This is a genomic window from Hydrogenophilus thiooxidans (assembly GCF_019049855.1).
Taxonomy (GTDB): domain Bacteria; phylum Pseudomonadota; class Gammaproteobacteria; order Burkholderiales; family Rhodocyclaceae; genus Hydrogenophilus; species Hydrogenophilus thiooxidans.
In genome coordinates this window covers 34,565-48,049 of record NZ_JAHLSY010000002.1, presented here as the reverse complement: position 1 = coordinate 48,049, position 13,485 = coordinate 34,565, and the positions used below count along the sequence as shown (strand labels likewise).

The following is a 13,485-nucleotide window of genomic DNA, read 5'->3' as shown; positions in this document are numbered from 1 at the left end:
TTCCTTTCGTCCAAATCGTCAATTTTTTGGCGACGAGGGGGTCTCCATCGAGGAGGCGCCCTTTTGGGTGGGGTAGCCAGCGCGTTGCCACGACGGGAGACCGTCGCGGAACCAATAAACGGCGGTGTAGCCCGCTTCGATTGCCCGTTGCGCTGCTTTATATCCTTTCCAACAGGGTGATCCGTTGCAGAAGAAGGTCAGCGGTGTGGCTTTGTTTGCGGGAAGTTGCGCAACGTCGAAGCGATCTTCTGGTCCGACGAGACGGGTGCGCGGGAACTGCTCGTGATAGGGAACGTGGCGCGCGCCCGGGAGGGTCTCCGCCTGATATTCGCTGGCGCTGCGGGTATCGATGAAGAGGGCACCTTCTATCTGGAGTTGTCGGGCGCTACTGGCATCGACGAGGGTGCCCCCCGGAATGGAGTGGGGGGTATGGTCGACGAAATAGTCGGCAGGGTTCTCAGCAGCTGCTGCGATGATGGGGAGTGTTGCGAGCACCGCGGTGACCCATGTGAACACCAGTCGAAAAAGCCCATTCATGGTTGTAGCTCCGCTGCAGGTTGGAAAAGGAGCGCGGCTCTTTTCAGCCAGAAGGCGAGGTCGATTTCCAGCCATTCGATGGGATTGGGTCCTGCTTCACGCCAGCGGGCAATGATTCCACTTGCTTCTGGAGCCGCCAAGCGGTGGGCGAGCGATTCCTCGCGGCGCAGCCCTACGACCCGGGCAACCAAGAGCGCAGTGCGCGGTGTGCGTGCCGGTTGCAGCACCACGAGCCGGGCCGAGGAGCTGGGCGCGGATGCGGCTTCGGTAAGGAGCGGCGCAAGGTCGATCACGTCGTGGAGCTCCCCCCGGACATTGGTGACACCGGCGAAATGAGCTGGAGCAAAAGGCACGGACGTCAGTGTGAATTCTTGGATCACCCCAGCAGTGGCCGCAAGCGGGAGCAGTACCGGTTGGGATCCGATCATCACGCCGAGCCAGCGCGCGGCGATCCCTTCGCTTCTTTGCTGCGCCGCTGCGAGCTTTTGCGCGAGCGCTTCCTGAAAGCGGCGGATGTCGGTCCGTTTGGCCATGGGATCAACCGAGTTGCTTGAGCGCGTCCAAAAGCGTTGCGCGATCGACCGGTTTGACGAGGTAGGCGATCGCTCCTTGGCGCAAGCCCCAGATCTTGTCCGTCTCTTGGCCTTTGGTGGTGCACATGATGACCGGGATCGCGCGGGTGGCTTCGTCGCGCGCAAGTTGCCGCGTTGCTTGAAAGCCGTTGAGGCCCGGCATCACGACGTCCATGATGATCGCATCGGGTTTTTCGCTCTTTGCAAGCGCAATCCCCTCTTCGCCCGAGGCGGCAAGGAGCGTTTCATACCCCGCTTCGCTCAGGATCTCCTGGAACGCAGCGCGTTCCGTGGGGGAATCGTCGACAATGAGGATACGTTTGATGGCCATAGCGGATTGACTCCTTACGTGGTGTGGCGGGCGACCGCCGCCAACAATTCACTTTTGGTAAATGGTTTCGTGAGGTATTCGTCACAACCGACCAACGCGCCGCGGGCGCGATCGAAAACACCGTCTTTCGAGGTGAGCATGATCACGGGAATGTGCCGGAAACGGTCGTTCTTTTTGAGGAGGGCGCAGGTTTGGTAGCCGTCAAGCCGTGGCATCATCACATCGATGAAGATCACATCGGGAGGATTGCCGACGATTTTGGTGAGCGCGTCGAAGCCATCCGTTGCGAGGATGACCTGGTGCCCCGCCGAGGTCAGGAAGAGTTCGGCGCTGCGGCGGATGGTGTTGCTGTCATCGATGACGAGCACGGTGGCCAACGCGTCCTCCAGGCAGTGGGGGGAGGGGATCCGGTATAATAAGAAATAATCGGCGCTTTGCCAAGATCGATGACGTCATTCATGCGCGCTACCGTCACGTGCCCGTTTTGGTACCTGATAACCCCAGACGACCCCGACACGGCGCAGTGGCGGGCGCGGGTTGCTGCGGCGCTCGAAGCGCGTCCCGATTGGGTGCAATACCGCAACAAAGCAGCGGCGCCACTGGTGCGCCGCAAAGAGGCGGAATGGCTCTGTGCCCGTGCCGCAGCGGTAGGGGTGGCGGTGGTGGTGATCAACGACGATGGGTCTCTGGCGCAGGCGCTGGGGGTGGGTCTGCATTTGGGGCGGGACGATGGTTCGCTGCGTGCGGCCCGCGAGCGGTTGGGGCCGGCGGCGGTGATCGGAGCAAGCTGCTATGCGTCGCGTGAGCGCGCCGAAGCGGCGGTTGCCGAAGGGGCGAGTTACGTCGCGTTTGGGGCGGTTTTTCCCTCCCAGACGAAACCCGATGCGGTAGCGGCGCCGCTCGCCCTCTTTGCCGCTTCAAAGGGGTTGGGTGTGCCGCGGGTGGCGATCGGTGGGGTGACGCTGGCGCGAGTGCCGGAGTTGCTCGCGGCGGGTGTGGACGGCGTTGCGGTGATCGGGGACCTTTTCGCGCCGCGGTCGCTTGCGGCGGTTGCCGCACGCGCTGCCGCGTGGCGGGAAGCGTTCGACCGGTGGCAACGCGGCTTCGCAGCGGATCGAACCGTAACGAGGAGCTAAAGCATGGATCGCAATGAGGTGTGGTTTGCCCGAGCGCAGCGGGTGATTCCCGGCGGGGTCAATTCGCCGGTGCGGGCGTTTCGCTCCGTGGGGGGGACGCCGCGATTCTTGCGCCGGGGGGAGGGACCGTTCGTCTGGGACGAAGCGGGCGTGCGCTACATCGACTACGTGGGTTCTTGGGGGCCAGCGATTGCTGGCCATGCGCACCCGAAGATCGTCGAAGCGGTTCAGAAGGCTGCGTGCGACGGGTTGTCGTTCGGAGCGCCGACGGTGCGCGAAGTGGAATTTGCCGAGCGGTTGTGTGCCCTCATGCCGTCGCTCGAGATGGTTCGGCTGGTGAGTTCCGGCACCGAAGCGACGATGAGTGCAATTCGTCTGGCGCGCGGCGTGACGGGGCGACCGCTCTTGGTGAAGTTCGAAGGGTGTTACCACGGCCACGCCGACAGTTTGTTGGTGAAGGCGGGCTCCGGGGCGCTCACTTTCGGTCATCCCAGCTCTGCGGGCGTGCCGGAGGCGATCGCGCAGCAGACCGTGGTGCTGCCCTACAACGACGCGGCAGCCGCCGAAGCGCTCTTTGCCGAGCGCGGTGACGCGATCGCCGCGGTGATCGTCGAACCGATCGCGGGCAACATGAATCTGGTGCGGCCGGTTCCGGGTTTTTTGGAGACGCTGCGTCGGCTGTGCGATCGCGCCGGGGCGGTATTGATTTTCGACGAGGTGATGACCGGTTTTCGCGTGGGGCTCACCGGGGCGCAGGGACTTACCGGGGTGACGCCCGACCTCACGACGTTGGGCAAGGTGGTTGGCGGCGGGATGCCGCTGGCCGCGTTTGGCGGCAAACGGGCGTTGATGGAGCATCTGGCGCCGCTTGGGCCCGTTTATCAAGCCGGAACGCTGTCGGGCTCCCCCGTTGCGGTCGCAGCGGGACTTGCGGCGATCGATCTGATCACGCAGCCCGGTTTTTATGATGCGTTAGCGGCCAACGCAGCGAAACTGGTTGCTGGTCTGACGCAAGCGGCCACGGCCGCCGGCGTGCCGTTTGCTGCCGACAGCGTCGGGGGGATGTTTGGGATCTACTTCGCTGCGAAGGTGCCGATCCGCTACGCCGAGGTCACCGCGTGTGATGGCGAACGCTTCAAGCGGTTCTTTCACGGGATGTTGGCGCGGGGGCACTATTTTGCCCCGTCGGCGTTCGAAGCGGGATTTGTCTCCGCAGCGCACGGTGACGCGGAGATCGCGGCGACGATCGCGGCAGCCGAAGCGGTCTTTGCCGAACTAGCGCGCGGCTAAAGCGCCCAATTGCGCCCGGAGCGCCTGGTACACCGGTTCGGTCTCAGGGCGCACGCCGCGCCATAACCAGAAGCTTTCGGCCGCCTGTTCGACGAGCATCCCAAGGCCGTCGATCGTCCGCGCGGCCCCCTGGTGCTGTGCGGCAACGAGAAAAGGCGTGGGGGTGGCGCCGTACATCAGGTCGTATGCGGTCGCATCCGGTGCCCAGAGGGTGGGGGAAAGTGGCGGCGCACTGCCTGTGAGGCTCGCGCTCGTGGCGTTGAGCACCAGGTCAAAGGGTGGCGTTGCTGCGGGGTGCGCAAGCTGCGCCCACGGGAGCGTGGTGAGGCTAACGCCAAGTTGCGCGGCGCGCGGTGCAAACGCCGCAACAAGCGCTTCGGCGCGCGCTGCGGTGCGGTTGGCGAGCATGATCGCGCACGGTCGCGCAGCGATGAGCGGGGCGAGGATCCCTTTGGCAGCGCCACCTGCGCCAAGGAGCAGGATCCTTTTCCCTTCGAGCGCTAGGCCCCAGCGGTTCGTGAGGTCACGAATGAGGCCAACGCCGTCGGTGTTGTCGGCGCAAATGGCTCCGTCTGCGGTGAGGAAAAGCGTATTGGCGGCGCCGGCTTCTTGCGCGCGCGGCGTTGCGTCGGCGGCGAGCGCCAGCGCCGCCTCTTTGTGCGGAACGGTAACGTTCGCCCCTTTGCCCCCTTCGGTGAAAAAGGTCCGAACCGTTGCGGCAAAGTGTTCCGGTGAGGCGTCGATTGCGGTGTACTCCAGATCCTGCCCCGTCTGCGCGGCAAACGCACGGTGGATGAACGGGGATTTGCTGTGGTGGATGGGGTGGCCAAAGACGGCGTAACGGTCAGGCATCGGTCGTACTCCCAAAATCGTCGCTATTGCGTCGCGAAACGGGCGTTGCGGGTGAAGGTCCAGCGGCGGGTGATCACGAGGATATCGGTTTCTTGGGCGATTTCGGGCGGAAAACGGGCAAACGGTGCGGCAAGACGGACGATTTTGAGCGCCGCTTCGTCCAGCACCTTATGTCCGGAGCTTTGAACGACCTTCGCGTCGCGCAGCGTCCCGTCGCGATCGATCGCCACTTGCAGAATGAGCGAACCGTAGATTCTGCCTTTTGCTTCACTTGGATAGTTGAGCGTTCCGATCCGCTCCACTTTTTGCCGCCACGCTTCGAGGTAGAGCGCATAGAGGTGCGATTGCGTCGAAGCGCCGATGTGGCGTACCCGAGGGCGTTCCGCGATCGCGCGGGTTTCCCGATCGATCTGTGCCTGCAATTGTGCGATCGTCTGCGCGGCGTTGAGAAGGTCGATGCCGCGCAGCGGCTCGGGGGGGTGCGGCGCGCGGCCGGTTTCTGTTCGGGCTGGCGCGGGATCGGTTCGCTTCGAGGGCTTTGGAGGTGTCGGTTTCGGTTGTGGTTGCGGTGCGGGGCGGGAAAGCGGGGCGGTTGGCGACGATGCCGAGTGCGGTGCGAGATCGACTTCGGTGGGTTCTGCGGCTTCCGGGGCGGCCCGTTGTTCGACGAGGGTCGTTTCCGCGTGCGCGTCGGGTAGCGGCGGCAGCGGCGCGGTCGGGGTTGCTGGGGTGGGCGAGTCGCCCCCGCCGTCGAGGTCGGCCTGGGCAAACCGTTTTGCCGTTTCGGGTGCGTGCTGGGTGCGGGCATTGACCAGAACGACCTGTAACGAGTCGTCGCGGCGCACTGCCGGTTGTGGCGGTGGCGCAACGAAGGTAAGGGAGAAGAGAAGCGCGTGCGCCGCAGTGGAAACCAGCAAGAAGCGAACCAGGGTGGGGGGGCGCGCGCCGCTCATACGGTGGTGACGTACCGAACTTTGAGGTCGAGGTCGACGAGATCGACCGTTTCGATCGCAACGCGGACCCGTGTGCCGGACGCAAGGGGGGGGAGCGAGGGTGCTTTCACCGCAAGCGGCGCGTTTTCGAGCCGGACCCAGTTTTCGCGCTGCACAAGTGCGGTGGTGGTTTCAACGCGCTCTTGCCGCAGCCAACGCAACGCCCAGTAGCGCTCCATGTGGCGTTGCCACTCTTGGTACTGCGCGTAGCGGGTTTCAAACGTCGGGATGATCTCGGCAAGCCGCTCCGCGGCAAGCGGTTCGCCGTGCCCCAGGGTGGCGAGCAACTGCCGCTGGTTGGCAAGATCGACGTAACGGCGTAGTGGCGAGGTCGCCCACAAGTAGCACGGAACGCCCAGCCCTTCATGCGGTTCGGCGAAGATCGACATCCGGACCTTCTCGCCGGGCGGCTGGCCGCGGTAGATCCCCGCGACGTCGTGCGCACGCAGCCATTCGCCCCAGCGGACGTTGGTGGCGATCGCCCATTCGCTGACCAGTTTGTCGAGCGGCGCGCCGCGGGGGCGAGGTACCAGCGTGACGAACCCCGGGCCGTCTTCGGTGGTGACCGCCCAATCGACGTAAAAGAGAAAGTCGACGATGCCGTTGGATACCGAGGGTTTGCCCCGTCCCGCTTCGAAGACGGTGGCGACGTCCCAAAGGAGTTTCAGTTCGTCGCGCCAGGGAAAAGGTTCCGGGAGCCCGTTGCTCAGGGTCTCTTCGTTGAAGTGGGGCTCCAGCGAGTTGAGACGCAGATTGGCGGCGATGAAGACCCGTTCGAGTCGGGTTTCGGTGCGTTCGAGCGCAAGCGACGGCGCAAGGTCGAAATAGAGCGAGAGCGCCGGAACCCATTGGTTTTCGGCGAGGGTATGGGGGGCAATCGCGCTGGCGGGGAGCATCGTGATTTTGCGCCCCGGCATATAGATGGTCGAGAGTCGCTCGCGCGCCCAGCGGTCGAGTTCGGTGCCGTCGGCGATCGAGAGCGCAGGGGCGGCGATGTGGACCCCCACGCGCCAACCGCCGTCGGCACGGCGGCGTACCGAGAACACGTCGTCGATTTCAGTGGTCGTGTGGTCGTCGATCGAAAAGGCGGGCGCATCGGCTTGCGGCAACGACGACCAAGCGGCGGCAAGCGCCTCGTCCCAGTGTGGGGGGGCGGCGTCTTCGGGGAGGAGTTCCCGCGCAAAACGCCCGAAGTGGTACTCGTGGGTTGAGGCAACGGCACCCAGCTCGATCAACAGCCGCGTCGGGGTAGTGTTTCGTTCGTTCGCGGCCGCTTCGAGCGCTTGGGTTTCGCTCTGGTTGCGGTCGGGCGCGTAGAGGATCTGAGGCAGAAGCGGCGCCCATTCGGGGGGGATCTTCCCCGCAAGCAGTTCGGCGCGCCACGCATCGATCTGTGCTTGGCGCTTGCGTTTTTTTTCGAGTCCAGCCAGTGCCGCTTGCAGGATCTCCGCTGGCGCTTTGCGAAAAAGCCCCTTGCCTTTGCGGTGGAAGTAGATCGGGGCGCTGTGGAGCTTGAGCAACATCGCAGCCCGTTCGACCGCCGATGGGGAACTGCCGAAATACTCCGCAGCAAGGGTCTCGAACGAGATCGTCTCGTCGGGGCTCACTTCCCAGAGAAAATCGATATCGAGGGTTTCGGCAAGCGCTTCGGCTTGGGTCAGGAGTTGCGCGGGATTGGGTTCGCGAAAGCGCAGCAACACGTTGGTTGGTTTGATTTTGACGCGGCGGCCGCTTGGGAGTTCGACCTGGACCGAGGCATCCGTTGCGGTCAGTTCGATTCCGGTTTTGAACGCACCCGCTTCTTCGAAAAGGAGATACATAGCGCCTTGTCGTTCGCCGAAGAAAGGGAGAGTTTACCGTACTTGCGCGCAGACGCCCGCGCGGCGGCACCAATCGAGCACTGCGTCGAACGCAAAGGGAAGGGTTTCGGCGAAGCCCCCAGTGAATTGCTGCCAGGCCGGCAACCAGACGTCGGAAACCGCGGTCAGAACCGGTAGGCCCAAGTCGAGCGCATAGACGATTTCGTCACAGAAGCCCTCGCCTTGTGCCTCGCTTTCGCCGAATTTGCTGAAGACGACGAGGTCGGGAGGGGGAAGCTCCGACAAGATCGTGCGCACACGCGCCGATGCGCGCGCGAGCGCGGCCGGATCGAGGCGGCACGATTGGGCATGGCGCCCCAAATCTTGCGAAAGCGAAAAACGCTCGCCGGTGGGGAGTACCTCGAGCGCCATCGCGCAGGGATCGTCCGGAATGCAGAGCCAGTGTTGCAAGGTGCCATAGACGGAGACGTTCTGCCGCCGTAATTCGGCAACGACCTCTGCAAGCAGCGTGTCGGCGTGCTCCCCTTTGCGATAGCCGATTGCGGCAAGTTTCATCGCACTGCTCAAGTTTTTTCTCCAAGTGCCGATAATAGCGTCACTGGGCACAATGTGCACTCCGTTGCTCGAGGTGCGCACGATGGGGGAAACGACCGTGGGGAAAGGGTGGGTGTCGCTCGCTGTGATGGTTGCTTTGTTGAGTTGGGGAAGGGGCACGTGGGCAGCGTGGGTGACGGTGGCCAAAGACCGCGAGCGCGAAGTGCAGGTCGACACCGAAACGATTTTGCCTGCGGAGGCCGGCGTCAAGGTGGCGTGGGGGCGGGTGCTCCTTGCGCCAAGTGAAGCAGAGCGTCTGGGGTTTGCGATGATTCGGGCGCTCAACCGTTTCGATTGTCAGCGCCGGACGTTTACCACCGTCAAACGGGTCTATCTCGATGCCGAAGGGTTACCGATTCGGGACGAAGCCGTCGTTCAGGAACAGGCGGTGCCTGTGGTCAAAGGGAGCGTCGATGAGCGGTTGTGGCGGGCGGTCTGTGAGCCGATGTCGCCGCAAGCGTTGCAACAGGTGGCAGCGCAGGCGCTCGCTTCGGCAAAAAGCGCGATGGAACCAGGGGACCCAACGACGCCCCAGGAGGCTTTGCGCAAGTCCCCCCCTAATCCCCACACAACGCCAACCGCTGCGCAGACGGCACCTGAGCTGAAGGCTGTAAAAGGAACCGAAGAAACCGATGAAAAGAGCAGGGGGGCCATCCCCCTCGGTGTCGACTTGGCCGATCCCAGTCAATTACCCCCCGAAATCGCGCAAGCGCCAGTGCCCAATCTGCTGCCGAAAAAACCGCAGCTTGCCGCTGCGGTGCCGGTGCCTAAGGAGAACCCCCCTTTGCCGCCACCCCAAAAAACGGCGCCGGTTCCCGAGCGTCGCGCCGAGACGAAGCAACAAGCTAGTGGCTCGACATCCCTCAACGCAAAAAAACCGGAAGCCGCGCCGCAACCAAAGGGTGCGTCCCCGGCGTTGCCGCAACCCCCCGCACGTGCGACCAACCCCCGAACCCGCACGGAGCAGCGAACGGAGCCTCTGCGCCGATCCTCCGAACTCCCGCTTTCTCGCGCCAAACTCCCCCCGCCGCAGGGGTGGCGGTATGAAGGGGCGGGGGGGCCGGCGGTGTGGGATCGGATAGATCCCGCGTGGCGCCTCTGTCGTACGGGGCTGCGGCAATCGCCGATCACGCTCGAAGGGGCGCTTCCCTCATCGGTCTCTCCGCCGGAATGGTTCGTCACCCCCTCTTGGCACACCGCGTCGCGTACGCCGCAAGGGGAGATCGTACTGGTGCCCGAAGCGCCTCAGAGCCTGCGTTGGCGCGGCGTCGTTTGGCAGTTGCAGCGCGCTTCGTGGCACCATCCCGTGCTCCATCCGGGGCGCAGCGGTGGGCCTTGGCTGGGGTCGTGGGTGTTACAGTTCGCGGCGAATGGGGCGCGCCTCTTCGTCGAGATCCCCGTGGCGCAGAGCACCCGCACCGCGCCAGAGTTGGAAGCGTTGGCGAAGTGGGCGCAGGGTGGGCGTAACGCATCGCGGTTGCGGTGGGATTGGCGTTCGCTGTTGCCGGTTTTCGATACCTTTTATCTCTACGAAGGGTCTGAGCCGTGGCCGCCGTGTCGCGAAGGGGTGGTGTGGCTGGTCTATCAGAGCGGAACGGAAGCGGAGGGGGCGGTGATTGCGCCACTCTTGGCCGGACCGCGAACCAGCCGCCCGCCGCAACCCGCCAAGGAACGCCTGCTCCTTGAGGCGACCCGGTGACTGAGGCGACACGGTGACCGCGCACGGGGGGAACGCGCAGGCCCAAAGCGCGGGTGAAGGTGGCGGGTATGCACCCCTTTGGGTCCGCACACTGGGCTTAGTGGTGGGGAAGGGGCAGCCAGAACGGCGCCTCTCCTTTGAGGAGTGGCCGCGCCCGTTCGGTGAGCGCGTAGCCGCCACCGTCTGTGAGCGTTAGCGCCCCGGTGAGCAACAGCGCCTGGAAGAGCCAGTGCCACCGTTCGGGGGGAATGCGCACACCGACGCCGAAGGTTTTGACGCGGTCGTACCCGGCGGCGACCACGCGGCTCGTGGCGTTGCCGCGCAAGACGTCGACAAGAAGCTGCGCGCCATGCCGCTGGCCGGTGCGATAGACTGCCGAAAGGGCCATTTGCGCCGCTTCACGCGCGTCCCACCGTTTCGGCGGTGCCAGGCAATGGTCGCAGCAGCCGCACGGCCCGATTCGCTCCCCAAAATAGGCAAGAAGCGGTTGGCGGCGGCAGCCTGAGGCGAGCACGACCTCAGCCAGAGCATCGAGCCGCGCCGACGCGGCGCTCCGCTGTTCGGGGTCGAGCTGTCCGTTGGCGGCGATTGCGATCCGCCAGCGCGCTGCATCTTCACCGCGCCAAAAAAGCTGTGCGAACGCCGCAGCGCCGTCTCGTCCGGCGCGACCGGTCTCTTGATAATACCCTTCCAGGCTCCGGGGCAGATCGAGGTGGGCGACGAAACGGACGTCCGGTTTGTCGATCCCCATGCCAAACGCGATCGTCGCGACCATCACCATGCCGTCGCGGTGCAAGAATTGGTGTTGGCGGGTGCGCCGAGTGGTGGCGTCGAGCCCGGCATGGTAGGCAAGCGCGGGGATGCCGTGCGCAGCAAGCCAGGCGGCGATGCGTTCGGTTTTCGCGCGACTGCCGCAATAGACGATGCCGCTGCCTTCGAGCGGGCGCGCGCGCAATGCGGCAAGAAGCTGCCGTTTCCCGTCGCCACTGCGCGGCGTCATCGCGTAGAAGAGGTTGCTGCGGTCGAAGCTGGTGAGAAAGATGCGGGCGCGGTGGAGGTTGAGCCGGGCGATGATCTCGTCGCGCGCCACGCAGTCGGCGGTTGCGGTGAGCGCAACGCGCGGCACCGTGGGGTAGCGGGTAGCCAAATGCGCCAACTGCAGATACTCGGGGCGAAAGTCGTGTCCCCACTGCCAGACGCAATGCGCCTCGTCGACCGCAAAAAGCGCGAGCCGGTTGCGTTCGTGGAGCGCGTCGAGGAGTGCCAAAAAACGCGGCGTGGGGAGGCGTTCAGGAGCGACGAACAGGAGTTTGAGCCGCCCTTCGAACGCCGCGTCGAGCACCGCATCCTGTGCTGCTTCGTCCAACCCGGAATGGAGCGCTGCGGCAGGGATCTTTCGTGCGGTGAGCGCGCGTACCTGATCGTCCATCAGCGCAATGAGCGGAGAGAAGACGACCGCAAGCCCCGCGCGCAGCAACGCAGGCAGTTGGTAGCAGAGCGATTTGCCGCCCCCGGTTGGCATCAAGACGAGCGCATCGCCGCCTGCGGCGATATGGCACACGATCTCCTCTTGCTGGGGGCGGAACGACGCAAGACCGAAGCGCGTGCGCAGCAAGCGCCGCGCCCGTTCCGCGAGCGTCGGATCGGCCCCGTCCGCCGGGGCAGAGGCGGGCGGACGGTCACGCAACTGCGCTTCGCTCACGAAGCGTCGGACGCAGGAACGTAGAGTTCGCCCCCCAGCTTCTTGAACGTTTCGGCCTGGTTTTTCATCCCCGCGGTAAGCGCGTCGGCTTCGTCGAGGCCAGCTTGCTCAGCGAACTGCCGCACCTCCTGCGTGATCTTCATACTGCAGAAATGGGGGCCGCACATCGAGCAGAAGTGGGCGACCTTCGCCGACTCCTTCGGCAGGGTCTCGTCATGGAATTCACGCGCTTTGTCGGGGTCGAGCGAGAGGTTGAATTGGTCGACCCAGCGAAACTCGAAGCGCGCCTTGGAGAGCGCGTTGTCGCGGATCTGCGCGCCAGGGTGTCCTTTGGCGAGGTCGGCGGCGTGCGCGGCGATCTTGTACGCGATGATCCCTTCTTTGACGTCGTCCTTGTTCGGGAGTCCCAAATGCTCTTTGGGCGTGACGTAGCAGAGCATCGCGGTGCCGTACCAGCCGATTTGCGCAGCACCGATCGCGCTCGCCAGATGGTCGTAGCCGGGCGAAATGTCGGTGACGAGCGGGCCAAGGGTGTAGAACGGGGCTTCATGACACCACGCCAACTCTTTCTCGACGTTCTCGGCGATGAGCTGCATCGGTACGTGACCAGGGCCTTCGATCATCACTTGGACGTCGTGTCTCCAGGCGATTTGGGTCAATTCTCCCAGCGTCTTGAGTTCGGCAAGCTGCGCTTCGTCGTTGGCGTCGTAGATCGAGCCGGGGCGCAGTCCGTCGCCCAAGCTGAACGCGACGTCGTACGCCTTCATGATTTCGCAGATCTCTTCGAAGTGGGTGTAGAGGAAGTTCTCTTGGTGGTGGGCCAGGCACCATTTCGCCATGATCGACCCACCGCGGGAGACGATTCCCGTAAGCCGATCTGCGGTGAGCGGAATGTAGCGCAGCAGCACGCCAGCGTGGATCGTGAAGTAGTCCACCCCTTGTTCTGCTTGCTCGATCAAGGTGTCGCGGAAGATTTCCCACGTCAGCTCTTCGGCTTTGCCGTCGACCTTTTCCAGCGCCTGGTAGATGGGCACAGTGCCGATCGGGACGGGGCTATTGCGGATGATCCATTCGCGGGTTTCGTGAATGTGCTTGCCGGTGGAGAGGTCCATCACGGTATCGGCACCCCAACGGATCGCCCACGTCATTTTGTCGACTTCGGTTTGAATGTCGGAAGCAAGCGCCGAATTGCCGATATTGGCGTTTACTTTCACCAGGAAGTTGCGGCCGATGATCATCGGCTCCGATTCGGGGTGGTTGATGTTCGCTGGGATGATCGCGCGCCCCGCGGCGACCTCCTGGCGGACGAACTCAGGGGTGATCGTTTCGGGAATGCGCGCTCCGAACCCTTGGCCCTTGTGCTGACGGGTGAGGCGCTCGGCAAGTTTTTGACCCATCGGTCCGGCGGCGCGAAGCGACTCCAGGTAGGCTTGCCGGTTGAGGTTTTCGCGAATCGCGACGAACTCCATCTCCGGGGTGATGATGCCGCGCCGCGCATAGTGCATTTGGGTGACGTTACACCCCGGTTTCGCGCGTCGCGGTGTGCGTTTCAATCCGGGAAAGCGTAAGGGTTCGGTCGCCGGGTCGGCAAGGCGCGCGCGACCGTATTGGCTGGTCGGCTGGGGGAGCAGTTCGGTGTCGCCACGCGCTTCGATCCAACCCGCACGCAGTGGCGGTAGGCCCTGGCGGATGTCGATCTGGGCGTCCGGGTCGGTGTATGGGCCCGAGGTGTCATAGACGTAAATGGGCGGGTTGGGTTCGAAACCGCCGCCAGGAAGCGGGGTGGGTGACTGGTGGATTTCGCGCATCGGAACACGGATGTCGGGCCGCGACCCGGTGACGTAGATTTTTCTGCTGTTGGGGAAGGGTTGAACCGCAGCGGCGTCCGGTTTCGCCAAGCGGGCATCGAAGGGTGCGTTCATCGCGCAACTCCGTTGTTGGGAAAATGGTACGTTAGCGC

General features: G+C 64.3%; 13 protein-coding genes. 3 read left to right on the top strand and 10 right to left on the bottom strand.

The window, feature by feature from the left end; translation table 11 throughout:
• Positions 1-18: 18 nt before the first annotated feature.
• From KUL93_RS01200 to KUL93_RS01185, 4 genes are read right to left on the bottom strand one after another with little or no spacing between them, the layout of a single operon-like run.
• Positions 19-537, bottom strand: coding sequence for a rhodanese-like domain-containing protein (locus tag KUL93_RS01200; protein WP_217125306.1), 519 nt, complete (start codon positions 535-537; stop codon positions 19-21).
• Positions 534-1,070 carry a chemotaxis protein CheW gene (locus KUL93_RS01195; protein WP_217125305.1) on the bottom strand — a complete coding sequence of 179 codons (537 nt, stop codon included), beginning with the start codon at positions 1,068-1,070 and terminating at the stop codon, positions 534-536. Before KUL93_RS01195 ends, KUL93_RS01200 begins: the two co-directional genes overlap by 4 nt.
• Positions 1,071-1,074: 4 nt before the next feature.
• Positions 1,075-1,440, bottom strand: a complete 366-nt coding sequence (locus tag KUL93_RS01190) for a response regulator (protein WP_217125304.1) — start codon at positions 1,438-1,440, stop codon at positions 1,075-1,077.
• 14 nt (positions 1,441-1,454) lie between these two features.
• Positions 1,455-1,817: a response regulator gene (locus tag KUL93_RS01185; RefSeq protein WP_283249531.1), complete on the bottom strand. Its 363-nt coding sequence runs from the start codon at positions 1,815-1,817 to the stop codon at positions 1,455-1,457.
• An 81-nt stretch (positions 1,818-1,898) separates the two neighbouring features.
• On the opposite strand from KUL93_RS01185, the gene KUL93_RS01180 reads away from it, so the two are divergent.
• Both KUL93_RS01180 and hemL read left to right on the top strand, forming a co-directional pair.
• The gene (locus KUL93_RS01180) at positions 1,899-2,576 is read left to right on the top strand and encodes a thiamine phosphate synthase (RefSeq protein WP_217125303.1); all 678 of its coding nucleotides are present in this window, start codon (positions 1,899-1,901) and stop codon (positions 2,574-2,576) included.
• Positions 2,577-2,579: 3 nt separating this feature from the next.
• Entirely contained in the window at positions 2,580-3,866 is a 1,287-nt protein-coding gene (gene hemL / locus KUL93_RS01175; RefSeq protein WP_217125302.1) for a glutamate-1-semialdehyde 2,1-aminomutase, read from the top strand.
• Here the strand turns inward: hemL and aroE are convergent.
• From aroE to KUL93_RS01155, 4 genes are read right to left on the bottom strand one after another with little or no spacing between them, the layout of a single operon-like run.
• Positions 3,852-4,718, bottom strand: a complete 867-nt coding sequence (gene aroE / locus KUL93_RS01170) for a shikimate dehydrogenase (RefSeq protein ID WP_217125301.1) — start codon at positions 4,716-4,718, stop codon at positions 3,852-3,854. The two genes, hemL and aroE, sit on opposite strands and share 15 nt — an antisense overlap.
• Positions 4,719-4,741: 23 nt before the next feature.
• Positions 4,742-5,671: an energy transducer TonB gene (locus tag KUL93_RS01165; protein WP_217125300.1), complete on the bottom strand. Its 930-nt coding sequence runs from the start codon at positions 5,669-5,671 to the stop codon at positions 4,742-4,744.
• Entirely contained in the window at positions 5,668-7,530 is a 1,863-nt protein-coding gene (locus KUL93_RS01160; RefSeq protein ID WP_217125299.1) for a ribonuclease catalytic domain-containing protein, read from the bottom strand. Before KUL93_RS01160 ends, KUL93_RS01165 begins: the two co-directional genes overlap by 4 nt.
• A gap of 33 nt (positions 7,531-7,563) precedes the next feature.
• The gene (locus tag KUL93_RS01155; protein WP_217125298.1) at positions 7,564-8,085 is read right to left on the bottom strand and encodes a DUF2478 domain-containing protein; all 522 of its coding nucleotides are present in this window, start codon (positions 8,083-8,085) and stop codon (positions 7,564-7,566) included.
• 82 nt (positions 8,086-8,167) lie between these two features.
• On the opposite strand from KUL93_RS01155, the gene KUL93_RS01150 reads away from it, so the two are divergent.
• Positions 8,168-9,823, top strand: a complete 1,656-nt coding sequence (locus KUL93_RS01150; RefSeq protein WP_217125297.1) for a surface-adhesin E family protein — start codon at positions 8,168-8,170, stop codon at positions 9,821-9,823.
• A gap of 97 nt (positions 9,824-9,920) precedes the next feature.
• On the opposite strand, the gene KUL93_RS01145 is transcribed toward KUL93_RS01150, so the two are convergent.
• Positions 9,921-11,525 carry a RecQ family ATP-dependent DNA helicase gene (locus tag KUL93_RS01145; protein ID WP_217125296.1) on the bottom strand — a complete coding sequence of 535 codons (1,605 nt, stop codon included), beginning with the start codon at positions 11,523-11,525 and terminating at the stop codon, positions 9,921-9,923.
• Positions 11,522-13,447, bottom strand: a complete 1,926-nt coding sequence (gene thiC / locus KUL93_RS01140; RefSeq protein ID WP_217125295.1) for a phosphomethylpyrimidine synthase ThiC — start codon at positions 13,445-13,447, stop codon at positions 11,522-11,524. Before thiC ends, KUL93_RS01145 begins: the two co-directional genes overlap by 4 nt.
• Between the last annotated feature and the right edge of the window lie 38 nt (positions 13,448-13,485).

Excerpts from the sequence above, each read along its gene's own strand:
- KUL93_RS01200 (WP_217125306.1), bottom strand. The coding sequence starts at position 537 with ATGAATGGGCTTTTTCGACTGGTGTTCACATGGGTCACCGCGGTGCTC.
- KUL93_RS01195 (WP_217125305.1), bottom strand. The coding sequence starts at position 1,070 with ATGGCCAAACGGACCGACATCCGCCGCTTTCAGGAAGCGCTCGCGCAA.
- KUL93_RS01190 (WP_217125304.1), bottom strand. The coding sequence starts at position 1,440 with ATGGCCATCAAACGTATCCTCATTGTCGACGATTCCCCCACGGAACGC.
- KUL93_RS01180 (WP_217125303.1), top strand. The coding sequence starts at position 1,899 with ATGCGCGCTACCGTCACGTGCCCGTTTTGGTACCTGATAACCCCAGAC.
- hemL (WP_217125302.1), top strand. The coding sequence starts at position 2,580 with ATGGATCGCAATGAGGTGTGGTTTGCCCGAGCGCAGCGGGTGATTCCC.
- aroE (WP_217125301.1), bottom strand. The coding sequence starts at position 4,718 with ATGCCTGACCGTTACGCCGTCTTTGGCCACCCCATCCACCACAGCAAA.
- KUL93_RS01165 (WP_217125300.1), bottom strand. The coding sequence starts at position 5,671 with ATGAGCGGCGCGCGCCCCCCCACCCTGGTTCGCTTCTTGCTGGTTTCC.
- KUL93_RS01160 (WP_217125299.1), bottom strand. The coding sequence starts at position 7,530 with ATGTATCTCCTTTTCGAAGAAGCGGGTGCGTTCAAAACCGGAATCGAA.
- KUL93_RS01155 (WP_217125298.1), bottom strand. The coding sequence starts at position 8,085 with ATGAAACTTGCCGCAATCGGCTATCGCAAAGGGGAGCACGCCGACACG.
- KUL93_RS01150 (WP_217125297.1), top strand. The coding sequence starts at position 8,168 with ATGGGGGAAACGACCGTGGGGAAAGGGTGGGTGTCGCTCGCTGTGATG.
- thiC (WP_217125295.1), bottom strand. The coding sequence starts at position 13,447 with ATGAACGCACCCTTCGATGCCCGCTTGGCGAAACCGGACGCCGCTGCG.